The sequence below is a fragment of the Streptomyces sp. MS19 genome (genome assembly GCF_047200595.1).
Taxonomy (GTDB): Bacteria; Actinomycetota; Actinomycetes; order Streptomycetales; family Streptomycetaceae; genus Streptomyces.
In genome coordinates this window covers 100,157-123,489 of sequence record NZ_JBJZOH010000013.1, presented here as the reverse complement: position 1 = coordinate 123,489, position 23,333 = coordinate 100,157, and the positions used below count along the sequence as shown (strand labels likewise).

The window sequence follows — 23,333 nt, the reverse complement described above, 5'->3', positions numbered from 1 at the left end:
GCCCGGTACGGGTGGCGATACGGTGCCTTGCGACGCATGGCGTCCGATGACGCGGGCCGATCCGCCAAGATCCGAACGAAACGACCTAACGCACCCAGCCCGTGATGCTCTGTCCGATGCTCTGGATCTTCTCCTGTCTGCGCGGCCCGGCGCCGTCGCCGACCGCCGCCGACACCGCCCGGACCAGCCACGCGTTGACCGACAGCCCCTCGCGGTTCGCGGCCTCCTCGGCGCGCGCCTTGAGCTGGGCGGGCAGGCGCAGGTTGACGCGTGCGGTGCCGCCCTCGTCGCCCTCGGCGGGAGCCGGGGCCCTGAACGGTTCGGCGGGCCCGCCCTCGTGCGCGGGGGCGGCGCTGTCGGTGGGCGGGGGCGTCACCACGAAGTCCGGGTCGAGACCGCGCAGCCGTACGTCGACGGAGCCGGGGGCGAGTTCACGGGTGATCTCGTCCATCGCCGCGGAGAGCACGTTGAGCAGCGTCAGCCGGGTCGCCGACTCCAGGGGGGCGGTGAGCCGCTCGGCCAGCTCGCGGGCCTCCTCCCCGCCGGCCTCGGCGGCCACCGCGAGTTCGCGGCGGAGGGATTCGACATACGGGGTGAGATCCATGGTGTAATCATGGCACTAGAGTGATGCCATACGCAACCCCCGATGGCGCCGTGCGGACGCCGGGCATGAGCTGGCCGTTCTGACCTGCGAGAACGTGCGGGTGGTGGCCGGGGATGCCGTGGCGCCGGAGATGCCGGTGGCCCACTGTGGCGCGTGGACGCGGCGCGGGTGGCGCCACATGGCGCCGAATGGTGTCGCATGGTGTCACGTAGCGCCGGGATGGCGCCAGGCGTGACACCGCTGGTGTCGGCCGCCTCCCCGTCCGGCGCCGCGCGGGCGGGTCCCGGCGGCCCGTGCGCCCTCCTCCCGCCCGCCCGCCGCGCGGGCGTCGTCCGCGGTGCGGCCGACGCGGGCGCGTGCGGCGGGCTCGGCGGAAGCCCGCCACCCTGACCGGCCGATGACTCTCCGTAGCGCTTCATGGGTTCAAGGTATACGCATCGCGACGATGTCCGGTATCCCTCGAACCGGTGAACGTCCCCGCGCCGGTCCGGCCGCTCTCAGTCCCGCGGCGCCCGGCCCGTGGACTCGCGGACCACCAGGCGCGGTGGCGTCAGCGCGGGCAGCGGCGTCTCGTCGGCACGCCCGACGTCGAGGAGCCGGAACATCTCCGCCGCCGCCGCGCGCCCGAGCTGGGTGAGGTCCTGGCCGATGGTGGTCAGCCCGGGGAAGACGACATCGCCCATCGGCAGGTCGTCGTACCCCACCACCGAGACGTCCCCCGGCACGTCGTAACCGAGCCGCCGGGCCGCGTACATGCCGGCGATGGCCATGGTGTCGTTCGCGTACAGGATGGCGGTGGGGCGGCTCGCGCTGCCGGGGCCGAGGAGCGCCGCCGTCGCCGAAGCCGCGTCCTGCGGAGTGAAGTCGGTCGTCACCATCCAGCCGGGACGCAGCCCCGCCTCCGCCAGCGCCGCCTCGAACACCCGGCGGCGGTACGCGGTGTGCACCCGGTCCTCCGGCCCCGCGAGGTACGCGAAGTGCCGGTGACCGAGGCCCAGCAGATGGGTGACGGCCTCTTTCATGCCCACGTCCTGGCCGGGCGCGCCGACGGCGGGCACCGCGTCCTCCGGCCACGGCTCGCCGACGAGGACGGCCGGCAGCCGCAGGTCCCGCAGCAGCTGGAAACGCGGGTCGTTGACCCGGCTCTCGGTGAGGATCACGCCGTCCACGCGGCGCTCACCGGCGAGGCGCCGGTAGGCGCGTTCCTCGGCGTCCGGCTCCTCGCCGACGATGTGGAGCAGCAGGCCGTAGTCGGCGGGGGCCAGTTCGCGCTCTATGCCCGCGATGAGGACGGTGAAGTGCGGGTCGGCGGCCAGGACGTCGGGGGCGCGGCTCGCGACCATGGCGATGGCGCGCGTACGGGCGCCCCGCAGCGCGACGGCCGTGGCGGAGGGCGACCAGCGGAGCTTGTCGGCGGCGTCCAGGACGCGCTGCCTGGTCGGGGCGGAGATGCTGCCGCGCCCGTTGACCACCTTCGAGACGGCCGACACGGACACACCGGCCAGCGCCGCCACGTCCGCGATGGTCGGCTTCGCCGCGCCCTTGCGTCCCGCCACCTGGCATTCCCCTCGGTCGTCCACCGCGCCGCCGCCTGGTGCCGGGGCGGCGAGGTGCCCACACCGTACCAGCGGCCGGACGCGCCGGGCGCCGTCAGCGGACAGGAAAACGTTCTACGAAGCGTGCCTTTCCTCTTCAGCCGACTCTCGACAGCGCGGCAGGTATAACGATATACCTGTCCGTGGACGACAATCGAGCGGCACACGAGAGAGAACGGTCCACCGATGAAGCGCAACGCGGCGAAACTCCCCGACGGGTCCGTCTGGATCGGCGTCAACTACTGGTCCCGCACCGGCGGCCCCCTGATGTGGCGCGACTACCGGCCCGCCGTCATCGACGAGGAACTGCGCGTGATGCGCGACCACGGCATCACCCTCACCCGGTCCTTCTTCTACTGGCCGGACTTCATGCCCGCCGAGAACACCCTGGACGACCGGCTCCTCGCCCACTACGACGACTTCCTCGACCGCCACCACGCCCTGGGCATGACGACGATCCCCACCTTCATCGTCGGCCACATGTCCGGACAGAACTGGGACCCCGCCTGGCGCGACGGCCGCGACATCTTCTCCGACCCCTCCTTCGTCGCCCAGCAGGAGTGGTACGTCCGCGAGCTGACCGCCCGCTGGAAGGACCACCCCGCCGTCGCCGGCTGGCTGCTCACCAACGAGATCCCGATCTACGCCCACTGGCAGTCGCGCGGCATCGGCACCGTGGACGCCGCCGCCGTCACCGCCTGGGCGAAGACCCTGACCGACGCGATCCGCTCCACCGGCGCCCGCCAGCCCGTGTCCGTCGGCGACGGCGCCTGGGGCGTCGAGATCACCGGCGCGGACAACGGCTTCCGCGTCCGCGACCTGGCGGAGCTGATCGACTTCCACGGCCCGCACGTCTACCGCATGGAGACGGACGAGGTACGCCAGCACCTCGGCGCCGCGTTCGTCTGCGAGCTGCTCGACATCGCGGGCAAGCCCGTGATCATGGAGGAGTTCGGCCTCACCTCCGACTACGTGTCCGAGGAGAACGCCGCCCACTACTACCGCCAGATCCTCCACAACACACTGCTCGCCGGCGCCACGGGCTGGATGCCCTGGAACAACACCGACTACGACGAGCTGTGGAACCAGGAGCCCTACTCCCACCACCCGTTCGAGATGCACTTCGGCCTCACCGACGACCAGGGCCGCCCGAAGGAGCAGCTGCGCGAGGTCAAGCGCTTCACCGACGTCCTGGCCGCCGTGGACATCGCCCGCCTCCACCGCCCCGACACACGGATCGCGCTCGTCGTCTCCTCGTTCCTGGAGAAGCGCTACCCCTTCACACAGCCGGAGGACGCGTCCAGCGTCTTCGCCCACACCCGCCAGGCGTACGTCGCCGCCCGCGAGGCCGACCTGCCGGTGGGCGTCGCGCGCGAGGCGGACGGGCTGCCCGACGACTGCGCGCTCTACCTCCTGCCGTCCGCCAAGCAGCTGACCGCCCCCGGCTGGCGGCAGCTGCGGGCGCGCGCCGAGGCGGGCGCGACGGTGTACGCGTCGTACTTCACCGGCGAGCACGGCGTGCAGCGCGGCCCGTGGTGGCCGAAGCTGGACGAGACCTTCGGCGTCGTGAAGAAGCTGCGGTACGGGCTCACCGACCCGATCACCGATGACGAGGTGCGTCTCACGTTCCAGCGGGACTTCGGCGCGATCCGCGCGGGCGAGGCGCTGGTCTTCGCCGTCGCGGGCACCGAGAACTCCCGCAGCTACCTGCCTGTCGAACCGGCCGGGGCCGAGGTCGTCGCCACCGACGCGCACGGGCGGCCCGCGCTGCTGTCGTACGCGGTCGGCAGCGGCCGGATGGTCCTGTGCACCTACCCGGTCGAGCACATGGCCGCGATCACGCCGCGCGTCAACCCCGAGCCGACGCACCGCCTGTACGCGGCGCTGGCGGCCGAGGCGGGCGTCACGCCCGAGGTGACCGTGGACGACCCGCGGGTCCTGGTGGGGCGCATGGAGCACGAGGACGGGCGCGCGTTCGTCTGGTTCGTGAGCCAGCACGCGGAGCCCGTCACCGCGGCGCCGGTCCTGGCCGCGTCCGCCGGGACGCTGCACGCGCTGGGTGACGGCGCGCCGCTGCCCGCCGTCGAACTGCCGCCCTTCGGCGTGGTCGTGGCCGAACTGCGCACCGCCTGAGGTCAGGCCCCGTCCGGCGGGCCGTTGAGCGCGCTCAGCTCGCGGGCCCGCCGGACCAGCGCCTCGCGCACGTCGTCGGGGGAGAGGACGCGCAGCGGCGTCCCGAGGCCGAGGAGGTAGCGGGCGAGGCCGTCCGGGTCGGCGCCGCCGACCTCCACGACGGTCGCCTCCTTCCCGTCCTCGCGGTGGGTGCCGATCGAGGGCGGGACGATCCGCAGCGCCTCCGCCATGGGCAGCGGCAGCCGGACGACCGCCGTGCACGGGTAGCCGCGCAGGGCGGTGTTGCGGCTGACGAGCCCGGCGGGGTCGGGCGGGTCGCCGTACTCGGCGGGAATCCCGGTGCCCGCCGTCGCGAGGACGCGGTCGGCGCGGAACGTGCGCCACGCGCCGCGCGCCACGTCCCGCGCGACCAGGTACCAGCGCCGCCCGGTGTGGACCAGGCGGTACGGGTCGGCGTCGCGCACGGTCGTACGGCCCTCGCCGTCGCGGTAGGTGAGGCGGACGCGCTCGGCGGCCCGGCAGGCGGTGGCCAGGTCGAACAGGGTGCGCGCCGCCACCTGGCGCTCGCCGTTCCCCGGCAGGCGGACGAACGCGGTGTCCATCTCCCCGAGCCGCTCGGCGATCCGCCGGGGCAGCACCTGCCGCAGCTTGAACAGGGCGGACAGCGCCGCCTGGTCGCCGCCCAGCGCGCCGCCCGACGCCGCCTCCCGCAGGCCGACGGCGACGGCGAGGGCCTCCTCGTCGTCCAGGCTGATCGGCGGGAGGCGCGTGCCGCGGCCGAGGCGGTAGCCGCCCCAGGGGCCGGGGTCGGAGTCCACGCCGTAGCCGAGTTCGCGCAGGCGGGCGATGTCGCGGCGGACGGTGCGTTCGGTGACCTCCATGCGTTCCGCCAGTTCACCGGCGGTCCACGAGGGGCGGGCCGACAGCAGGGAGACGAGCCGCAGGAGGCGCGCGGAAGTGCTCATCACGGGAACAGTCTCGCCGACCAGGACCGAAGCTGTCCGGGTCGGGTCCTACGGTCGTCGGCATGACCACTGAGACCACTGGGACCACTCAGACCACTGAGAACACCGAGACCACCGACGCGGCACCCGCCACCTGGGCCGGTGTCTCCTTCGACTGCGCCGACATCGCCGAGCTGAGCCGCTTCTGGGGCGAGGCCCTGGGGCTGCCGGTGATCTACGGCAGCGACGACTTCGTGCTGCTGGGGAACCCGGGGTCGCCCGGCGTGGGCTGCTGCCGGATCGACGGGTACGAGCCGCCGACCTGGCCGGAGGCGGGCCGGGGGAAGCAGGCGCACATGGAGCTGGGCGTCGCGGACCTGGACGCGGGGCAGGCGCGGATGCTGGCGCTGGGGGCGACGGAGCCCTCGTCGCAGCCCTCGCCGGACCGCTGGCGGGTGCTGCTCGACCCGGCCGGGCATCCGTTCTGCCTCTTCGTGCAGTCCTGATCCGGCGGCGGGGCGGGTTGTCAGTGCTGCCTGTTACGGTGCGTGAGCAGATGGATGATGAGGGGAGCGCATCGTGACAGACAGCAGGGCGAAGACCGGACCGGCCGCGTTCGTCCGGCATCGCGTGGCCGTCAGGTCAGGCGGCGGCTGCCGGGGGCCGCGTCCGGCGGGAAGACACGCAGACCATGGCCCTCCAGCACGATCGCCGTCAGGCCTGCGCCGCCCTCGCTGCCCGACGAGTGCGTCTCGCCCGCCTCCCACCGCACCCCCGTGCCCGCCGCGACCGGCACCCGGCGGCCGTCTTCACCGGCGACCCAGCCGTCACCCGCCACCACGAGGAACACCTGGGGGGCGGTCGCCGGGTGCGCGCCGACCGTCCCGCCGGGGGCGACCGACAGGCAGGTCGCCGACACGGGGCCGCCGTCCGCGGTGGCGACACGCGTCGCGTGCGTTCCGACGCTGCCGAAACGCTCCACGGCACGCTCCGCGCGGTCGAACGTGAAGATCTCCATGCGGCGGATCATCCCCCGGCCCGTGCCATCGGCAACCGTGACCTCCCGCCTCTTCCTGATCGACCTCACGCCGCGTGTCGTCGGCCTGCCGCTCGGGCGAAGCCGCTGCCGCCGCCAGGCAGCGGCTTCGCCGGAGGGGTGGCCGAGGCGGCGGACACCGTGGTCGTGAAGCATGCGGTCGGCGCCTTCCACGCCACGGACCTCGACGCGCGGCGGCGTGTTCGGTGAGCGGCCACGGGTACGAGGTCGAGTTCACCGCCGCCGGGCACGACTCGCCGCGCTTCCGCGCGGTCCGCTCCTCCACCGACTGGCCGGGCGTCAGAGGCGGGCGAGCAGTCCGTCCAGCGGTGCGGGCACGCGGTCCGGAGCGAGGGCCTCGACGAGCACCCGCCCGTAGTGGATCTTGCGTCCCTTCTTCGTGCCGAGGAAGCGTCGTATCCGCTGGTGCGCCGTACGGCCCCGCTGCGCGGGCTGGCGCGCAAAGGTCCGCAGCGCGCGCAGGTCGCCCTGCGCCGTGACCAGTTCCTCCACGCGTGCGACACCCAGCGCGCGGATCAGTTCGTCCTCCAGGTCCGCCGCGCAGACGAAGAACTCCTCCCGCGCGGCGTCGGCCCGCTCGAAGCCGCGTACGTAGAAGGGGCGTTCGGCCTCGTCGCACAGCCCCGTGAGGCGCAGGCCGAGGCCGGGCGGCCCGAGCAGGCGCGCGTAGCGGGCGACGCTCATCGCGCCGCCCATGGCCAGGACGCACACGCCCTCGGCCGCCAGGTCCCGGCCCCGGCGCGCGGCCAGCGCCCCGACCGCTGCGACATCGCTCGGGCCTTCGAGCAGGACAACCGTCTGCACCGGCAGCCGCGCCGCCAGCTCCCGCGCCACGTCGCCCGGCCCACCGGCCGCCCACGCGGTGACCGCCTCCCGGAACGCCCCCATGTCCGCCATGCGACGAGTCTCCGCCCTTCCCGGTCATCGGGACAGCCGGCCGCCACGGCAGCCGGTCACCCGGCGCCGATCCGGTCGGCGACCGGGAAGCCGGTCCCGCACCCGGGGCAGACGGCGCGTCCGAAGACATGGGTCAGCAGGCGTGCCACCTCGTGCTGCCCGTCGCCGAGCGTCATGTCGTACAGACGCCTGCCCATGCCCGCCAGGTCCTCCGGGGCGGTCGGCACGAGCGGACGGGTCGTGTCCTCGTGACCCGGCAGGGCCTCCCAGCCGTCGGCGCAGAAGAATCCGCGCTCGCCGAGGACGACGGACAGGCCCGCGTCGCAGGCGGGACAGGGCACCTCGTACTCCTCGTCCCCGAGCCCGGCCGCCAGGTCCTCGCTCCAGCCGGCGGCGCCCTCAAGTCCGAGCACGGCTCCCAGCAGCCCGGTGTACCCGGCGCGGTCCGTCGCGGTCGCCAGGCACGCGCCCGCCGCCGCCAGCAGGTTCGTGATCTCCGCCGCGTACTCCGTGCGCACGGGACCCCCGGCCCCGGCCACGATGGCGCCCGCGAGGACCAGGGCGTGCACGGCCTGCTCCCGGTCCTCGCCCCCTGCCGTGGCGGACAGCCAGGGAAGGGCGGCGAAGCTCGCCGGGTAGACGCTGCCCTGATGGCAGAGCGCGGACCACAGGTCGTTCCAGAGCAGCGCGTCCCGCTCGGCCGTGATCCGGTCGAGCAGGGCGGGTATGTCCGCGGCGGAACCGTAGGCGTGGGTGAGGTGGGGCCAGTGCGTCATGCGAGGAGACTCGCAGATCTTCGACCGGTGAAGTGCCGGGCTAGGGTGGGGCCGTGGACGGCATGACGCGCGGCGGCGGCGCCTGGGAGGCCGTGACCGGCGGCGAGTCGGGCGCGGCCGTGTACCGGTCGCCGGACGGCGCGCGGTACCTCAAGTCCGTCCCGGCCGGGCAGGAGGCGGCGCTCCGGGCGGAGCGAGACCGCGTGGAGTGGCTGGGCGCACAGGGCGTGCCGTGCCCGCGTGTCCTCGACTGGCGCGAAGGCCCTGAGGGAGCGGAGCTGACGACCGGCGCCGTCGCCGGTGTCCCCGCCGACCGCGTCCCGGCCGCGACGCTCCGGGCGTCCTGGGCCTCCATCGCGGACGCCGTCCGCGAACTGCACGAAATGCCCGCGCGCGCCTGTCCGTTCACGCGCGACCTCACCACCATGTACGCCCTGGCCGTCGATGTCGTCGCGCGCGGCGCGGTCAACCCGGACTTCCTCCCCGACGAGCAGCAGGCAACGCCCCCCGCCGAACTCCTCGCCCGCCTCACGCCCCAGCTCGACGCGCGCCTCGCCCAGGAGGCGGCGCGGACTGTCGTCTGCCACGGCGACCTGTGCCTGCCCAACATCCTGCTCGACCCGGAGTCCGCGACCGTCACGGGCTTCATCGACCTGGGCCGCCTCGGCCGCGCCGACCCGTACGCCGACATCGCCCTGCTCCTCGCCAACTCCCGCGAGAGCTGGGCCGACGAACGCGCGGCCCGGGAGGCGGACGCCGCGTTCGCCGCACGCTACGGCACGCCCCTCGACCACGACCGGGCGCGCTTCTACCTCGACCTCGACCCGCTGACCTGGGGCTGAGCGCTCAGGCGAGATCGACGGGCCGCGTCCGCAGCTTGGCGGCGATGCGCGCCAGAGCGCGCTGGTCGGCGGCGGTCAGCGGGTCGATGACCAGCTCGCGCACCGCCCGTACGTGGACCGGCGCCGCCGCGACGACGACCTCGTACCCCGCGTCGGTCAGGGCGGCGAGCGTGTAGCGCCCGTCGTCCGGGTCGGGGGAGCGCTCGACCCAGCCGCGCGCCTCGAAGCGCTTGACGACGTTGGAGAGCCGCGAGAGCGACCCGTTGGCGAGGTAGGCCAGCTCGCTCATCCGCAGGCGGCGGCCGGGGGACTCGGAGATGTGGCTCAGCGTCAGGTACTCGAAGAGGGTGAGGCCCGACGCGTGCTGGAGCGGTGACTCAAGCCGGCCAGGCAGCAGCAGGACGAGGGAGACGAGGCCCGTCCACGCGTCCTTCTCGGCGGGCGTGAGCCACTGCGGCCCGTCCGGGGTGTCACCCCCGGCTTCCGGGGCCGTGGAGCCGGTCATGCGGGGCATCCTACCAAGCGCGTTTCACTTCACGCGTGAAGCGAAACCGTGCTACGTTCACTTCATGCGTGAAGTCAATCGAGAGGTGGGCGCCATGCCGGCACCCGAGTTCTTCGTCACGCCGGGCTACGGTCCGGCGCTCCGCTCCGCCCTGCACTACAGCCAGGCCGTGCGGATCGGGGACCGCGTCGAGACCTCGGGCCAGGGCGGCTGGGGCCCCGCGTGGGAATCGGTCGGGGAGGTGGCGTTCCCCGAGGCGCTGGAGGACGAGATCGCGCGCGCCTTCGACAACGTCGAACGGACCCTCGCCGAGGCCGGGGCGACCTGGCGCGACGTCGTCGCCGTCGACTCGTACCACGTCCCCGACGGGGCCGACAGCATCGGTGAGGCACACAACCGGGCCATGGCCGAGCAGTTCCGCCGCCGCATGGGCGACCGCGCCCCGATCTGGACCCAGCTCGGCGTCGCCGCGCTCGGCGCGCCCGGCATGCGCGTCGAGATCCGCGTCACCGCCCTGACCGGCCGGGACGCCTGACGGTCAGCCGCCCGCCGTGTCGGACATCCGCCGCCGCGTACGGGCGGGGGCGGACGGCGGCAGCTCACCGACGACATCGGCGAGCGTCGTCCCCGCCAGGCTGCGCCGCCACGCGTCGTGCGCCTCGGCCATCTTCCGCGCCAGCAGGCACGTGTCGCGGCAGTCCTCGGCGGGCAGCGCGCCCCGCCCCTGCTGCCGGATCTCGCGGCACTCGTACGGCGACGCCGGGCCGTCCACCGCCTCCACCACGTCCAGCAGCGAGATCGCCGACGCCGGGCGCGCGAGCCGGAAACCGCCGCGCGGCCCCGTCGTCGCCGCGAGCACGCCCGCCCTGACCAGTGCCTGCAACTGCTTGGCCAGCGAGGCGGGCGGCAGGTCGTAGTAGCGCGCGAGCTGCGCCGCCGACGTCGTGGACCGCTCGTCGAGCTGCGCCAGGGTCGTGGCGCAGTGCAACAGCCATTCGGTGCTCACGGGCAGCTTCATGACACCCGATCCTATCTCGGAGATTGCGGATGTGTTTAGTCCGAGATAGAGTCCGGGCAGCCACCGAGCAGAGGGAGACAGCCCATGAGGATCGTCGTCGCCGGAGCGACCGGGAACATCGGCGCCCTGACCGCCGCCGCGCTCGAACGGGCGGGGCACGAGGTGGTCCGCGTCAGCCGGTCCCTGGGTGTGGACGTGGTCACGGGCGAGGGCCTGAACGACGCCCTCGCCGGGGCCGGCGCGGTCGTCGACGCGACCAACAGCACGGCCGCCGACCCGGCCGAGACCGTCGCGTTCTTCGGCGCCGCCACGCGCAACCTGCTCGCCGCCGGGCAGCGTGCCGGGGTGCGGCACCACGTGCTGCTCTCCATCGTCGGCATCGACCGCGTCGAGGGCAACGCGCACTACGCGGGCAAGCGCGAGCAGGAACGCCTCGTCGCGGCCGGTCCCGTGCCGTGGACGATCGTCCCGGCCACGCAGTTCCACGACTTCGCCGAGATGGTCGCGGGCTGGACGGAACAGGACGGCACGGCCACGCTGCCGCCGCTGCTCGTGCGGCCGGTCGCGCCGGGCGACGTGGCGGACGTGCTGGCCGAGATCGCGGCGGGCGCGCCGCAGGGCAGGCACCCCGGCCTGGCGGGCCCCGACCCGCAGGACCTCGTGGACATGGCCCGCCGCACGCTGGCGGCGCGGGGCCGAGACGTGCGGCTCGTCCCGAGCTGGGACGGGCTGTTCGGCGTCGAGATGGCGGGGAACGTGCTGCTGCCGGCGGACGGCGCCCGTATCGCGCCCACGTCCTTCGAGACCTGGCTCGCCGCGCAGCGCGGCTGACCCGGCGAACCCCCCTCCGCCGCCCGGCGGTTGTGAGCACGACGGGGCGGCGGAGGGGGGCGGTCCTGGGGTGCGGTGCCGGGCGGCGGCGGAGGGTCAGCAGCCGTTGAGGACGCCGCTCAGGGCGCTCTTCTCGGCGGAGTCCACGGAAAGCCCGTAGTAGTGCTTCACCTGGACCCACGCGCGGGCGTACGTGCAGCGGTACGCGGTGCGCGGCGGCAGCCACTGCGCCGGGTCCTTGTCGCCCTTGGACTGGTTGACGTTGTCGGTGACGGCGATCAGCTGGGGCCGCGTCAGGTCGTTGGCGAACGCCTGCCTGCGGGACGTCGTCCACGCGTCGGCGCCCGAGTCCCAGGCCTCGGCCAGCGGCACCAGGTGGTCGATGTCCACGTCCGAGGCGGCCGACCAGGTGGCGCCGTCGTAGGTCGAGTACCAACTGCCGCTGGTCGCCGCGCAACTGCTGTCGGTGACGACGTTCGTGCCGTCGCGGCGCAGGACGACCTCGCGGGTGTTGCAGGCGCCGCTCTGGGTGATCCAGTGGGGGAAGAGGTCACGGTTGTAGCCGGTGCGGTCCTCGGCTGCCACGGGCAGGGCGGCGAGGTACGAGCGGGCCGTCGCGGCGCTGACCGGTGTCGGGAGCGCGGCCTGCGCGGCGGGGCCGTTGACCAGGGAGGCCACGGTGGCGACGCCGGTGAGGGCCGCGGCCATGGCTATGCGGTGACGCGCGTAGAGGTGGGGAATCACGCGAAGTCCCTCGCTGTGGGGGCGGACAGGGGCCTGGCTCACGTGCCATCGTTGCGGCGGAACGTTTCTTCACCGCGAGCGACAGGTAACAGATTAGGGGCATGCTCACGTCAGATTGGGTGCGGGATCATGGGAGGATCGGCACTCGTCATGTGAAGGAGCGGTCCCCGTGAGCAGGGCACGACAGCACGGCTACGACGTCACCGTCCGCTGGACCGGAGCCGCCTCGGGCGGCACCACCGCCTACAAGACCTACGCACGCGACACCGAGGCGACCGCCGCCGGGAAGACCGCCGCCCTCCCCGGCAGCGCCGACCCCGCGTTCCTCGGCGACGCCGCGCGCTGGAACCCGGAGGAACTCCTCGTCGCCGCCCTCTCCCAGTGCCACATGCTCAGCTACCTCGCCCTCTGCTCGCTGCGGAAGGTCGTCGTCACCTCCTACGAGGACGCGGCGAGCGGCACCATGGACGAGACGGGCGGCGCGGGCGCGTTCACCGAGGTCGTGCTGCGGCCGGTGGTGACGGTCGCCGAGGCGCACATGGCCGAGACGGCGACGCGGCTGCACGGGCCCGCGTCCGAGAGCTGCTTCATCGCCGCGTCCGTCAACTTCCCCGTCCGCCACGAGCCGGAGATCCGGGTCGCCGGGCGGTGACGAGCAGGACCGCCCCGCGCGGCCGGATCGTCCGGGGCGGGCAGGGCGTCGCGCGCACGGCGCCCCAGGCCCGGAGGAACGCGGCGGCCTCGGCGGTCGTCGCGCCGAGCCGCAGCCGCGACGCCAGGGCCGTGACGGCGATCGCCTCGTGGCCCGCGCCGGTCAGGAGCCGCGCGATCCGGTCCCGCCCGGCGGGCGACGGCACGCCGGGCGCGCCGCGGACGTCCACGCGCGGCAGCTCGTTCGCCGCCGGGTCGCCCGGCACGGCGAACGCGGCGGCCGGGCCGGCGGAGACATCACGCCGTCGCGGCTGAGGGTGATGCCGAACCCGCCGTCGGCGAAACGGTGTGTCTGCGCGTCGCCGCGCGCGGACGCCACGTTCCGCACCGCGCGCCGCGCCGCCGTCTCCCGGGTGTGGGCGAACGGGGGCCCGGCGATGTCGGTGCCGACCGCCTCGCCCGCCGGGGCGGCGGCGGACAGCGGCTCGTCGCACCAGCCACCCGCCACCTCGTGACGGGCGTCGTCCGCGACCCGGTCGAAGCTCACCGGGCGCGCGCGGTGGCGGCGTGGGCGAGCAGTTCGTCCACGGACCACTGGTCGGAGGCGTGCGTGCCGTGCTTGGCCGCGACGACCGTGCCGTCCGGGGCGATCAGGAAGTCGCCGGGGAGGCCGAGCCGTCCGCCCTCGGGGCGGGCGACGGGCGGCCGGCGGCGGCCGAGCAGCACCGGGCCGAGGTCCCGCAGCACCCCGTACGCCATGGCGGGCCAGGCGCGCGGGCTGAGCACGGAGCGCGCGCCGCGTTCGATCCCGAACTCGCGGTAGAGCGCCTGCTCCGGATCGGCGACCAGCGGGAACGGCAACCCGTCGGCGTGCGGCGCGAGTTCGGACTCGGGAGAGTGGAAGACCACGACCTCCCGGATGCCCGCGGCGGTGATCTCGCCGTGCCGCGTCGCGATGGACCGCAGGTGCAGGTTGCAGACCGGGCAGCCCGCGAAGCGGCGGAACTGGAGGTGCACCAGCTTCCCGTCCCGCGCCGGGACGGCGATGCTCCCGCCGCCGAGCGCCGTCAGCTCGCGCGGGGCGACGACGGAGCCGGGCCCGGGGGGCGGGGAGGGGTGGAGTGTGGGCATGCGTGATCGGTCCCTTCGCTGGGCACGAGGCGTAAGCGTGCGACGTACGCCTAACGGGACGCTATGAGCGTACGGGGTACGCTGTCAAGGCGATGCCACGACCCCGTTCCCTCACCCCCGCGCAACTCGCCGACGCCGCGCTCGCCGTCCTCGACCGCGACGGCACCGGCGGCCTGACCATGCGCGCCGCCGCCGCCGAACTGGGCATGTCCACGATGGCGGTCTACCGGTACGTCGCCGACCGCGCCGAGCTCGAACGCCTCGTCGTCGACCGCGTCCTGCGGGACATCGACGTGGCGCCGCCGCCCGGCCTGCCGTGGGACCGGCAGGTGGCCGCCCTGATGGAACGGGTGCGGGCCGCGGTGGGCGAGCACCCCGGGGCGGTGCCGCTGCTGGTGACCCACCGGCAGTCCGCGCCGGGCGTGTGGCGCTGGTCGGAGGCGGTCCTCGGCGTGCTGACCGGGACGGGCCTCGGCGGCGTCCGGCGCGTGGCCGCGCTGCGCGCGCTGACGAGCTACCTGGTCGGCGCTCTCCAGAACAACCGGCTCGGCCCGCTCGCGGGACCCGGCACCGGCGTCCTCGCCGCACTGCCCGCGGACCGCTACCCGCTGCTGGCCGCCACGGCCGCCGACGCGGGGCGCCTCCCGGCGGACGAGGAGTTCGCCCGGGGCCTCGACCTGCTCCTGCGCGGCCTGCGCGCCGAGACGGACGACCGGCCCACCTGACCCCGCCGCGCGCCCGGGTACGGCTCCGGCCGCCACAGCGGCCGTGGACTCCAGGCGCGCGGCCGGCCGCCGCGCGGCCTGCCCGCTCGCCGACCGGCGCTGGTTCCTCCCCGGACCGCGCGCCGCGCCGCATCCGAGCCGTCGTCCACCCGTGTCCCGGGCGGCACCGCACGCCGCCGGCGTTCGGTCGCACTGCTCGTCCCCGCCCGCCACGGCGCCGACGCTGTGGGTTCCCGGCACGCGAAGGTCCCGGCCGGTCCCGGCCCGGCTGTCACGCGGCCTGCGCGCCCACCCGGCCTGCCGCCCGCCCGCGCCTGAGCGCAGCCCCGGACAGCTCCTGCGCCCCGCCCGCCACGGCGGCCGAGGACCCCGAGCGCCCGGCGGGCGGCTTCTCCGCCGCGACTGCCTGTACGCGCTGCCGCCCGCCCGCGCCCGAGCGCAGCCGGACGTCCCGGGCATCACGGCTGCGTTGCTCCCGGAGCCGACAGCCTCGCGGCAGACGCCGGAGGGCCTCCGGCACACGAGACTGCCCAGCCGCCTGCGTCTTCACCGGGTACGGCTGTGCTGCGCAGGCACGGGCCCCCGCTCCTCGGCGCCTCCCGCCCGGGTGGCGACTCGTCCGGGCAGGGCGGTGCCGGACGCGGGGCACGTCGCGTCCGTTCACGGACCGGAAAGGATCGCGCCGTTCGATCTTGTGTACGGCCTCGCGGTCGGGCCGCTCGTCTTTCGTCCGCTCGCCGGGGGCGCGGGCCGGTTCCCGTCGGGGGCCCCGGCGGCGGGTCGGCGACGGCGCGTGCCGCGCGGCAGGAACGCGCGCGCGATGCGTCCCGGGCCAGGACGCGGTCACCCGCGCGGCGGCGTACCCTGGAACCCCCCGGTCGGTGCTCCCGCCGGGCTTTCGTGTTGCCCGCTCTGTCCATCTTTTGTCCATTTCCGGGGACGGAAAAGCTCTGATGTCTCTCGCCGGTCTGCTCGCCGCCGTCTCGCACGAGCCGACGCTCGCCGAAGCCGTCGCCGCCACCGGCGACGCCGCCCGCCGCAACGTGGATCTCGTCGGCCCGCCCGCCGCACGGCCCTTCGCCCTCGCCGCGCTCGCCCGCGGCACCGGCCGCACCGTCCTCGCGGTGACCGCCACCGGCCGCGAGGCCGAGGACCTGGCCGCCGCGCTGCGCTCGCTGCTGCCCCCGGACACCGTCGTCGAGTACCCGGCCTGGGAGACCCTGCCGCACGAGCGCCTGTCGCCGCGCGCGGACACGGTCGGCCGCCGCCTCGCCGTCCTGCGGCGCCTGGCCCACCCGCGCGCCGACGACCCGGGCGCCGGTCCCGTCTCGGTGGTCGTCGCCCCGATCCGCTCGGTCATTCAGCCGCAGGTCAAGGGCCTGGGCGACCTCGTCCCCGTCGAGCTGCACACCGGCACGAGCGCCGACCTGCCCGCCGTCACCGAGGCGCTGGCGGCCGCCGCCTACAGCAGGGTCGAACTGGTCGAGAAACGCGGCGAGTTCGCCGTGCGCGGCGGCATCCTCGACGTGTTCCCGCCGACCGAGGAGCACCCCCTCCGGGTGGAGTTCTGGGGCGACGACATCGAGGAGATCCGCTACTTCAAGGTCGCCGACCAGCGGTCCCTCGAAGTGGCCGAGCACGGCCTGTGGGCCCCGCCCTGCCGCGAACTGCTCCTCACCGACGACGTGCGCCGCCGCGCCGCCGAGCTGGCCGTCGCCCACCCCGAACTGGTCGAACTGCTCGGCAGGATCGCCGAGGGCATCGCCGTGGAGGGCATGGAGTCCCTGGCGCCCGTCCTCGTGGACGACATGGAACTGCTCCTCGACGTCCTCCCCGCCCGGTCGATGACGGTCGTCCTCGACCCCGAACGCGTCCGCACCCGGGCCGCCGACCTCGTCGCGACCAGCCAGGAGTTCCTGCACGCCTCCTGGGCCGCCGCCTCGATGAGCGACACCGGCGAGGCGCCGATCGATGTCGGCGCCGCGTCCCTGCGCGGCCTGGCCGACGTGCGCGAGCACGCCGCCGCGCTCGGCATGCCCTGGTGGTCCGTGTCCCCCTTCTCGCAGAGCGTGGACGCGGGCGAGGCCAGCGACCTGCCGCCCGAGCCGGGCGGCGGCGACGACGGCGCGACGGGCGACGACACGCTCCGCCTCGGCCTGCGGGCCGCCGAGAGCTACCGCGGCGACACCGCCCGCGCCCTCGCCGACACCAAGGGCTGGCTCGCCGACGGCTGGCGCGTCGTCTACCTCACCGAGGGGCAGGGCCCGGCCAGCCGCACCGTGGACATCCTCGGCGGCGAGAACATCCCCGCCCGCCTCGACCCGGTGCTGCCCGCCGACCTCGGCCCGTCCGTCGTGCACGTCTCGTGCGGCGCGGTCGAGCACGGCTTCGTCGCCCCGGCGCTGCGGCTCGCCGTCCTCACCGAGACCGACCTCACCGGCCAGCGGGCGGCAGGCCGCGAGGGCGCCAGGATGCCCGCCAGGCGGCGCAAGACCCTGGACCCGCTGACGCTGGAGGCGGGCGACTTCATCGTCCACGAGCAGCACGGCGTGGGCCGCTACATCGAGATGGTCCAGCGGACGGTGCAGGGCGCCACGCGCGAGTACCTCGTCGTGGAGTACGCGCCGGCCAAGCGCGGGCAGCCGGGCGACCGGCTGTTCGTCCCGACGGACCAGCTCGACCTCGTCACCAAGTACGTGGGCGGCGAGGCGCCCTCGCTGCACCGGCTCGGCGGCGCCGACTGGACCAAGACGAAGGCGCGCGCCCGCAAGGCCGTCAAGGAGATCGCGGCCGACCTCATCAAGCTGTACTCGGCGCGCATGGCCGCCCCCGGGCATCCCTTCGGCCCCGACACGCCCTGGCAGCGCGAGCTGGAGGACGCGTTCCCCTGGGCCGAGACGCCCGACCAGCTGACGACCATCGCCGAGGTCAAGGAGGACATGGAGAAGTCGGTCCCCATGGACCGGCTGATCTGCGGCGACGTCGGCTACGGCAAGACGGAGATCGCCGTGCGCGCGGCGTTCAAGGCGGTGCAGGACGGCAAGCAGGTCGCCGTGCTGGTGCCGACGACGCTGCTGGTGCAGCAGCACTTCGGCACGTTCTCCGAGCGCTACGCCCAGTTCCCCGTGAACGTGCGCCCCCTGTCGCGGTTCCAGTCCGAGAGCGACGCGCGGGCGACGCTCGAAGGGCTGCGGGACGGGTCGATCGACGTGGTGATCGGGACGCACCGGCTGTTCTCGTCCGAGGTGAAGTTCAAGGACCTCGGCCTCGTCATCGTGGACGAGGAGCAGCGGTTCGGCGTGGAGCACAAGGAGCAGCTGAAGAAGCTGCGCGCCAACGTGGATGTCCTCACCATGTCCGCCACGCCCATTCCGCGCACGCTGGAGATGGCCGTCACCGGCATCCGCGAGATGTCCACGATCACGACGCCGCCGGAGGAGCGCCACCCGGTCCTCACGTTCGTCGGGCCGTACGAGGAACGGCAGATCGGCGCCGCGATCCGCCGCGAACTGCTGCGCGAGGGCCAGGTCTTCTACATCCACAACCGCGTCGAGTCCATCGACCGGGTCGCCGCGCGCCTGCGGCAGATCGTGCCGGAGGCGCGGATCGCCACCGCGCACGGCCAGATGAGCGAGGGCGCGCTGGAACGGGTCGTCGTGGACTTCTGGGAGAAGCGGTCCGACGTGCTGGTCTCCACGACGATCGTCGAGTCCGGCATCGACATCTCGAACGCGAACACGCTGATCGTCGAGCGCGGCGACATGTTCGGCCTCTCGCAGCTCCACCAGCTGCGCGGCCGCGTCGGGCGCGGCCGGGAGCGCGGCTACGCGTACTTCCTGTACCCGCCGGAGAAGCCGCTGACCGAGACGGCGCACGAGCGGCTCGCCACCATCGCGCAGCACACCGAGATGGGCGCGGGCATGTACGTCGCCATGAAAGACCTGGAGATCCGCGGCGCGGGCAACCTCCTCGGCGGCGAGCAGTCGGGGCACATCGCGGGTGTCGGCTTCGACCTGTACGTCCGCATGGTCGGCGAGGCCGTGGCGGACTACCGCGCGGCGCTGGAGTCGGGCGAGGGCGGCGAGCCCGACGAGACGCTGCTCGAAGTCAAGATCGAGCTGCCCGTCGACGCCCATGTGCCGCACGACTACGCGCCGGGGGAGCGGCTGCGCCTCCAGGCGTACCGCGCCATCGCCGCCGCGAACAGCGAGGAGGACATCCGCGCCGTCCGCGAGGAACTCACCGACCGGTACGGGCCGCTGCCCGAGGCGACGGAGAACCTGCTGCTCGTCGCGGGGCTGCGGATGCTGGCCCGCTCCTGCGGCGTCACGGACGTCACGCTCCAGGGCAGCCGCATCCGCTTCTCGCCGGTGGACCTGCGCGAGTCGCAGGAGCTGCGGCTGAACCGGGTCTACCCCGGCTCGGTCGTCAAGCGGTCCACCCAGCAGGTCCTCGTGCCGAGGCCGACGACCGCCCGCATCGGCGGGAAGCCGCTGACCGGGCGCGACCTCCTCGCGTGGACGGGCGAGTTCCTCACCACCATCCCCGGTTCCTGACCGGGACCTGCCGAGCCGCCCCCCGCCGCCGCGCGCGGGGGCGGTCGCCGTACGCCGGCGGTCCATGGACACCGCCACCCCCCGTGGTCCTTCGCCCTGGTCGTCGGGCTGCTGACGCTCACTCCCGGACTCGGCACCGCCCTCATCCTCCGCACCGCCGGACTCGGACACCGCAGGCGTGCCTGAGGTGTCGTCCCCGGCACAGGGACCGGAACGTTCGCGCGGGGCGCGCTCACGTCGCCCGGCGTGACCCGCGCCGCTCACCGCCTCGCAGGTCGCGTACACCCGCCTGCGCCGGGCAGACGCGGCGTACCTCGTCCGGCTCGGCGTCCGCGGGCACGCCGGCCGGCGGTTTCCGTCAGGGCGCCCTGACGAACCTGCTGAACTCCGAGGCGGGCGTCTTCCACGCCGCCGTCCCGCCGCGGTTCATCCCGCCGGGCACACCCCACTGCCTGATGTACCTGCCGCTCACCTCCGTCCACATCGTCCTCGGCCTGGGCTGGTCGTCCGTGCCGGTCGTCCGTGCCGGTCGTCCGTGCTGGTCGCGTGCGCGCGGGGCCCGCGCCAGGCGCGGCGCTCGACAGGGTCACCGGCTCCGCCATCGCCGCCTTCCGCGTCCGCCTCGCCGCAGGCGGCACCTGACGACCGGCGTGCCCCGCGCCCCCGCGGTCAGTCCGCCTCCTCCGCGGCGACCTCGGCCAGACCGTCGAAGGTGCGGTCGAGTATCGCGCGCCGCTCGGCCCGGTACTCGGGCGTCGGTTCGAGCCCGTCGATCGTCCGCTCCCACACCGCCACGTACCGGCGCCGCCACTCCTCCACCACCGCACGCCCCGGCAGGGCCCCCGCCCCGTACCCCGCACGGGCGAGGACGGTCAGCAACTCCACGTTGCACGGCACGACGACGCCCCCGTACTCGTCCGGCTCGATCCCCACCGGATCGCCCGCCATCGCCGCGACGACCTCGTCCACCAGCCGCCCGATCACCCTGGCCAGATGATCGGCCGCCGTGTCGTTGTCGAAGTTGCCGCTGTCCCACGTGCCCATGACTGCCTCCCCACAGAACGCCGCCGCATGTCCGCACCGGCTCTCCCACGTGCCCCCATGGAAGCAGGTGCCACTGACAACGGCGCCTGACATGCGAGCCGGTCAGGCGGCGCCGAGCGAGCCCGCGAGGGTCCGCAGCCTGGCCGCCTCGGCGGGCGTCACGGCCGGATTGCCCAGCCGCACCGCGACGGCCTCCCGCATCGCCGGGCCCGGATCGGCGCGCGACCCCGCCCGCAGGCCCCGCAGCAGCGCCCGGCGCCCCAGCCGCACACCGCGCCACGGGATGTCGGACGTCCCCACCGTCACCAGCGTCATGGCCAGGTCGGCCGCCGGGTCGCCCGCCGCCGCGTCACGCCAGTCGATCACCACGGGCCCGCGCGGCGTCAGCACGACATTGCCCGGATGGAAGTCCAGGTGCAGCACCCGCTCGTCACCCGCCCCCGCCGCGCCTTCCCGCAGCCACCCCGGGGCGGGTATCCGGTGCAACCGGTCGTGCAGCGCGCCCAGTTCACGCCCCACCGCCCGCGCACGCCACGGCCGCGCCGCCAGCACGTCCAGCATCGTCGGCCCGAAGAGCCGCTCCAGCACCATGTCCGCGCCCGCCACACCGTGCACGCGCGGCACCGGGAAGCCGCACGCCGCCAGGTGCGCCATCACCCGCGCCTCACGCTCGGCCGACCCGCCGCGCCGGTAACGCCGCAGCACGCGCTCCCCGTCCAGCGCGTACACGTCCGCGTCCCGTCCGGCGGCGATCAGTTCCATGCGGGCCAGTATGCGCCCGCGCAGCTCAACGGGTACGGGCCCGCCGCCGCGCCGTCTCGGCCACCGCCGTGTTCACGGCCATCACAGCCGCCAGCACGACCGCCGCCGCCGTGTGCCCCCGCGCGTGCACCCCCCAGGCTCCCCCGCCGAACACCAGCGCCTTCACCGCCAGCACCCCCGCCAGCGGCAGCCGCACCCGCGCCCTCGGCGCCGCGAACAGCCCCCACAACACCACCCCGGCCAGCGGCAGCCCGATCCCGAGCGCCGTACGCGCCACCACGCCGCCGTCCGTCCCGAAGCCCCACCAGGCCAGGCACCCGATCGCCACCAACTCCAGCACGAACGCCAGCACCTCGTTCAGCGTCACGTACCAGGGCCCCTCCAGCACGGGCCCCCCGTCGCGCGCCGTCATGACGGATCCCAGCTGAGCAGCCGCACCTTCGCCACCGTCCGCACATGCCGCCGCATCGCCGTCGCCGCCGGACCGGGCCGCCCCGCCGCGATCGCCTCCCGGATCGTCCGGTGCTGCGCCAGCGAACGCGCCGGACGGCCCGGCTGCCGCAGGGACTCCGTCCTGCTCTCCGCGATCTGCTCGGCGATCGACCGCATGAACTCCGCGAGCAGCGCGCTGTGCGCCGCCGCCGTCACCGCCGCGTGGAACAGCCGGTCGCCCTCCACGCCGTGCCCGCCCCCGGCGATCTCGCGCTCCATGTGGTCGAGCGCCGCCGCCATCGCCGCGAGGTCGTCCTCCGTGCGGCGTTCGGCGGCGAGTTCGGCGAGCTTCGTCTCCAGCGCCTCGCGCGCCTCCAGCACGTCGGGCAGCCGCCTGCGGCGTTCCATCAGCCGCTCCACGGGCTCCGCGTCGAGGCTGTCGCCGACCAGGTACGTGCCCCCGCCGTGCCGCACCTCGACCAGGCCCTGCACCTCCAGGACGACGATGGCCTGCCGCACCGACGCGCGGCTCACGCCGAGGCGCTGCGCCAGCTCGCGTTCGGGCGGGAGCCGGTCGCCCGCGCGCAGTCCGCCGTCCGCGACATGGCTCCGCAGCCGCTCCACCACCTGCTCGTAGAGCCGCGTGCGCGCCATCGGGCGCAGGGAGTCGTCAGTCACCCGGGCAGCGTAACACCGCGTCACAACCCGGGAGGTGGCCGGGTGGCCGGACCAATTCCGTCCCGCGTATTGACGGTGGCGCGCCCGACACCCACTGTGGTTCAGCCACTTGGCCAATTCCGGCCGGAGGGAGAGAGCCGCCGTGTCCCCGGAACTGATCTCGATACTCGTCCTCGCCGTCGTCTTCGCCGTCGCGACCACCCGCTCGATCAACATGGGCGTCCTCGCGTTCGCCGCCGCCTTCGGTGTCGGCGAACTCGTCGCCGACCTCGACGCGGACGGCATCTTCGCCGGATTCCCCGGCGACCTGTTCGTCGTCCTGGTGGGCATCACCTACCTGTTCGCCATCGCCCGCGCCAACGGCACGACGGACTGGCTGGTGCGCGCCGCGATCCGCCTGGTCGGCGGGCGCATCGCCCTCATCCCGTGGGTGATGTTCGTGATCACCGCGGCCCTGACGGGCATCGGCGCGCTGTCCCCGGCCGCCGTCGCCGTCGTCGCGCCGATCGCCCTCGGCTTCGCGCAGCGCTACGGCATCAGCCCGCTCCTGATGGGCGGCATGGTGATCCACGGCGCGCAGGGCGGCGGCTTCTCGCCGATCTCCGTCTACGGCTCGATCGTCAACGGCATCATGGACCGCGAGGGGCTGCCGGGGAACGAGCTGGTCCTCTTCCTCGCCAGCCTCGTCGCCAACCTCCTCATCGCCGGCGTCCTGTTCGTCACCCTCGGCGGCCCCCGCCTGTCAGGACGCGAGGACGACACGCCGCGCGACGCGGACCAGGAGGACGACGGCGCCACCGGCCTCACCCCCGCCCGCGCCGCGACGCTCGCCGCCCTCGCCGCGCTGGTGTTCGCCGTCCTCGTCCTCGACCTGGACGCGGGCCTGACCGCCGTCACCCTGGCCGTGGTCCTCAACATCTTCTGGCCCGACGAAGGGCGCCGCGCCGTCTCCGAGATCGCCTGGTCCACCGTCCTGCTGATCTGCGGCGTCCTCACCTACGTGGGCGTGCTGGAGGAGATGGGCACGATCACCTGGGCCGGCGACGCGGTCGGCGACATCGGCGTCCCCCTGCTCGCCGCCGTCGTGCTGTGCTACATCGGCGCGCTGATCTCGGCGTTCGCGTCGTCCGTCGGCATCATGGGCGCGCTGATCCCGCTGGCCGTGCCGTTCCTCGCGCAGGGCGAGATCGGGGCGGTCGGGATGGTCGCGGCGCTCGCCGTCTCGGCCACCGTCGTGGACGTCAGCCCCTTCTCGACCAACGGCGCCCTCGTCCTGGCCGCCGCGCCCGAGGACCGGCGGGAACGGTTCTTCCGGCAGCTCATGATGTACGGAGGAGCCGTGGTGGCGGTCGTGCCCGCCGCCGCGTGGCTCGTCCTCGTCGTCCCAGGACTCGGCTGATCCCCACCC

At 74.6% G+C, this 23,333-nt stretch carries 26 protein-coding genes; 12 read left to right on the top strand and 14 right to left on the bottom strand.

The window, feature by feature from the left end:
* Positions 1–85: 85 nt before the first annotated feature.
* Positions 86–604, bottom strand: a complete 519-nt coding sequence (locus ACL02R_RS15830) for a toxin-antitoxin system HicB family antitoxin (RefSeq protein WP_412797537.1) — start codon at positions 602–604, stop codon at positions 86–88.
* 198 nt (positions 605–802) lie between these two features.
* On the opposite strand from ACL02R_RS15830, the gene ACL02R_RS15825 reads away from it, so the two are divergent.
* Positions 803–994, top strand: coding sequence for a hypothetical protein (locus tag ACL02R_RS15825; RefSeq protein ID WP_412797536.1), 192 nt, complete (start codon positions 803–805; stop codon positions 992–994).
* A 107-nt stretch (positions 995–1,101) separates the two neighbouring features.
* Here the strand turns inward: ACL02R_RS15825 and ACL02R_RS15820 are convergent, their stop codons facing one another.
* Complete coding sequence (locus ACL02R_RS15820) at positions 1,102–2,160, bottom strand: LacI family DNA-binding transcriptional regulator (RefSeq protein WP_412797535.1); 1,059 nt, start codon at positions 2,158–2,160, stop codon at positions 1,102–1,104.
* A gap of 225 nt (positions 2,161–2,385) precedes the next feature.
* Here ACL02R_RS15820 and ACL02R_RS15815 point away from each other — a divergent pair, with 225 nt between their 5' ends.
* Entirely contained in the window at positions 2,386–4,332 is a 1,947-nt protein-coding gene (locus ACL02R_RS15815; RefSeq protein ID WP_412797534.1) for a glycoside hydrolase 5 family protein, read from the top strand.
* 2 nt (positions 4,333–4,334) lie between these two features.
* On the opposite strand, the gene ACL02R_RS15810 is transcribed toward ACL02R_RS15815, so the two are convergent.
* Positions 4,335–5,300, bottom strand: a complete 966-nt coding sequence (locus ACL02R_RS15810) for a helix-turn-helix transcriptional regulator (protein WP_412797533.1) — start codon at positions 5,298–5,300, stop codon at positions 4,335–4,337.
* A gap of 59 nt (positions 5,301–5,359) precedes the next feature.
* Between ACL02R_RS15810 and ACL02R_RS15805 the strand changes: the two genes are divergently transcribed.
* Entirely contained in the window at positions 5,360–5,782 is a 423-nt protein-coding gene (locus ACL02R_RS15805) for a VOC family protein (protein WP_412797532.1), read from the top strand.
* Positions 5,783–5,913: 131 nt separating this feature from the next.
* Here the strand turns inward: ACL02R_RS15805 and ACL02R_RS15800 are convergent, their stop codons facing one another.
* From ACL02R_RS15800 to ACL02R_RS15790, 3 genes are all read right to left on the bottom strand, one after another.
* Positions 5,914–6,294, bottom strand: a complete 381-nt coding sequence (locus ACL02R_RS15800) for a cupin (protein ID WP_412797531.1) — start codon at positions 6,292–6,294, stop codon at positions 5,914–5,916.
* 318 nt (positions 6,295–6,612) lie between these two features.
* A complete protein-coding gene (locus ACL02R_RS15795; RefSeq protein WP_412797530.1) occupies positions 6,613–7,230 on the bottom strand; it encodes a TOPRIM nucleotidyl transferase/hydrolase domain-containing protein in 618 nt (205 codons plus the stop codon).
* 56 nt (positions 7,231–7,286) lie between these two features.
* Complete coding sequence (locus ACL02R_RS15790; RefSeq protein WP_412797529.1) at positions 7,287–8,006, bottom strand: hypothetical protein; 720 nt, start codon at positions 8,004–8,006, stop codon at positions 7,287–7,289.
* Between the two features lie 62 nt (positions 8,007–8,068).
* Between ACL02R_RS15790 and ACL02R_RS15785 the strand changes: the two genes are divergently transcribed.
* Entirely contained in the window at positions 8,069–8,848 is a 780-nt protein-coding gene (locus ACL02R_RS15785) for an APH(3'') family aminoglycoside O-phosphotransferase (RefSeq protein WP_412797562.1), read from the top strand.
* A gap of 4 nt (positions 8,849–8,852) precedes the next feature.
* On the opposite strand, the gene ACL02R_RS15780 is transcribed toward ACL02R_RS15785, so the two are convergent.
* Positions 8,853–9,353: a MarR family winged helix-turn-helix transcriptional regulator gene (locus ACL02R_RS15780; protein ID WP_412797528.1), complete on the bottom strand. Its 501-nt coding sequence runs from the start codon at positions 9,351–9,353 to the stop codon at positions 8,853–8,855.
* A 94-nt stretch (positions 9,354–9,447) separates the two neighbouring features.
* On the opposite strand from ACL02R_RS15780, the gene ACL02R_RS15775 reads away from it, so the two are divergent.
* Complete coding sequence (locus ACL02R_RS15775; protein WP_412797527.1) at positions 9,448–9,888, top strand: Rid family hydrolase; 441 nt, start codon at positions 9,448–9,450, stop codon at positions 9,886–9,888.
* A 3-nt stretch (positions 9,889–9,891) separates the two neighbouring features.
* Here ACL02R_RS15775 and ACL02R_RS15770 read toward each other — a convergent pair whose 3' ends face one another.
* A complete protein-coding gene (locus ACL02R_RS15770; protein WP_362957965.1) occupies positions 9,892–10,371 on the bottom strand; it encodes an RrF2 family transcriptional regulator in 480 nt (159 codons plus the stop codon).
* A gap of 84 nt (positions 10,372–10,455) precedes the next feature.
* Between ACL02R_RS15770 and ACL02R_RS15765 the strand changes: the two genes are divergently transcribed.
* On the top strand, positions 10,456–11,202 hold the full coding sequence (locus tag ACL02R_RS15765; protein WP_412797526.1) for an SDR family oxidoreductase: 747 nt from the start codon (positions 10,456–10,458) through the stop codon (positions 11,200–11,202).
* 96 nt (positions 11,203–11,298) lie between these two features.
* Here ACL02R_RS15765 and ACL02R_RS15760 read toward each other — a convergent pair whose 3' ends face one another.
* Positions 11,299–11,943 carry an HNH endonuclease family protein gene (locus ACL02R_RS15760; protein ID WP_412797561.1) on the bottom strand — a complete coding sequence of 215 codons (645 nt, stop codon included), beginning with the start codon at positions 11,941–11,943 and terminating at the stop codon, positions 11,299–11,301.
* Positions 11,944–12,115: 172 nt separating this feature from the next.
* Here ACL02R_RS15760 and ACL02R_RS15755 point away from each other — a divergent pair, with 172 nt between their 5' ends.
* Genes ACL02R_RS15755 through ACL02R_RS15745 form a run of 3 tightly spaced genes read left to right on the top strand, consistent with a single transcriptional unit; the run spans position 12,116 to position 13,112 of the window.
* The gene (locus tag ACL02R_RS15755; RefSeq protein ID WP_412797525.1) at positions 12,116–12,598 is read left to right on the top strand and encodes an OsmC family protein; all 483 of its coding nucleotides are present in this window, start codon (positions 12,116–12,118) and stop codon (positions 12,596–12,598) included.
* Positions 12,595–12,912, top strand: coding sequence for a hypothetical protein (locus ACL02R_RS15750; protein ID WP_412797524.1), 318 nt, complete (start codon positions 12,595–12,597; stop codon positions 12,910–12,912). Before ACL02R_RS15755 ends, ACL02R_RS15750 begins: the two co-directional genes overlap by 4 nt.
* Positions 12,913–12,917: 5 nt before the next feature.
* Positions 12,918–13,112, top strand: a complete 195-nt coding sequence (locus ACL02R_RS15745; protein WP_412797523.1) for a hypothetical protein — start codon at positions 12,918–12,920, stop codon at positions 13,110–13,112.
* A 28-nt stretch (positions 13,113–13,140) separates the two neighbouring features.
* Here the strand turns inward: ACL02R_RS15745 and ACL02R_RS15740 are convergent, their stop codons facing one another.
* Positions 13,141–13,728, bottom strand: a complete 588-nt coding sequence (locus ACL02R_RS15740; protein WP_412797522.1) for a peroxiredoxin-like family protein — start codon at positions 13,726–13,728, stop codon at positions 13,141–13,143.
* 92 nt (positions 13,729–13,820) lie between these two features.
* On the opposite strand from ACL02R_RS15740, the gene ACL02R_RS15735 reads away from it, so the two are divergent.
* Positions 13,821–14,453 (top strand): TetR/AcrR family transcriptional regulator, encoded by a 633-nt coding sequence (locus ACL02R_RS15735; protein ID WP_412797521.1) that lies wholly within the window; start codon positions 13,821–13,823, stop codon positions 14,451–14,453.
* A gap of 953 nt (positions 14,454–15,406) precedes the next feature.
* Positions 15,407–19,009 carry a transcription-repair coupling factor gene (gene mfd / locus ACL02R_RS15730; protein ID WP_412797520.1) on the top strand — a complete coding sequence of 1,201 codons (3,603 nt, stop codon included), beginning with the start codon at positions 15,407–15,409 and terminating at the stop codon, positions 19,007–19,009.
* A gap of 669 nt (positions 19,010–19,678) precedes the next feature.
* On the opposite strand, the gene ACL02R_RS15725 is transcribed toward mfd, so the two are convergent.
* From ACL02R_RS15725 to ACL02R_RS15710, 4 genes are all read right to left on the bottom strand, one after another.
* Complete coding sequence (locus tag ACL02R_RS15725; RefSeq protein WP_412797519.1) at positions 19,679–20,053, bottom strand: DUF4259 domain-containing protein; 375 nt, start codon at positions 20,051–20,053, stop codon at positions 19,679–19,681.
* Between the two features lie 102 nt (positions 20,054–20,155).
* Positions 20,156–20,815, bottom strand: coding sequence for a phosphotransferase (locus ACL02R_RS15720; RefSeq protein ID WP_412797518.1), 660 nt, complete (start codon positions 20,813–20,815; stop codon positions 20,156–20,158).
* A gap of 25 nt (positions 20,816–20,840) precedes the next feature.
* Positions 20,841–21,227 carry a YrdB family protein gene (locus tag ACL02R_RS15715; RefSeq protein WP_412797517.1) on the bottom strand — a complete coding sequence of 129 codons (387 nt, stop codon included), beginning with the start codon at positions 21,225–21,227 and terminating at the stop codon, positions 20,841–20,843.
* Entirely contained in the window at positions 21,224–21,901 is a 678-nt protein-coding gene (locus tag ACL02R_RS15710) for a FadR/GntR family transcriptional regulator (RefSeq protein ID WP_412797560.1), read from the bottom strand. Before ACL02R_RS15710 ends, ACL02R_RS15715 begins: the two co-directional genes overlap by 4 nt.
* 166 nt (positions 21,902–22,067) lie before the next feature.
* On the opposite strand from ACL02R_RS15710, the gene ACL02R_RS15705 reads away from it, so the two are divergent.
* Positions 22,068–23,324 carry an SLC13 family permease gene (locus tag ACL02R_RS15705; protein ID WP_412797516.1) on the top strand — a complete coding sequence of 419 codons (1,257 nt, stop codon included), beginning with the start codon at positions 22,068–22,070 and terminating at the stop codon, positions 23,322–23,324.
* The last annotated feature ends 9 nt before the right edge of the window (positions 23,325–23,333 follow it).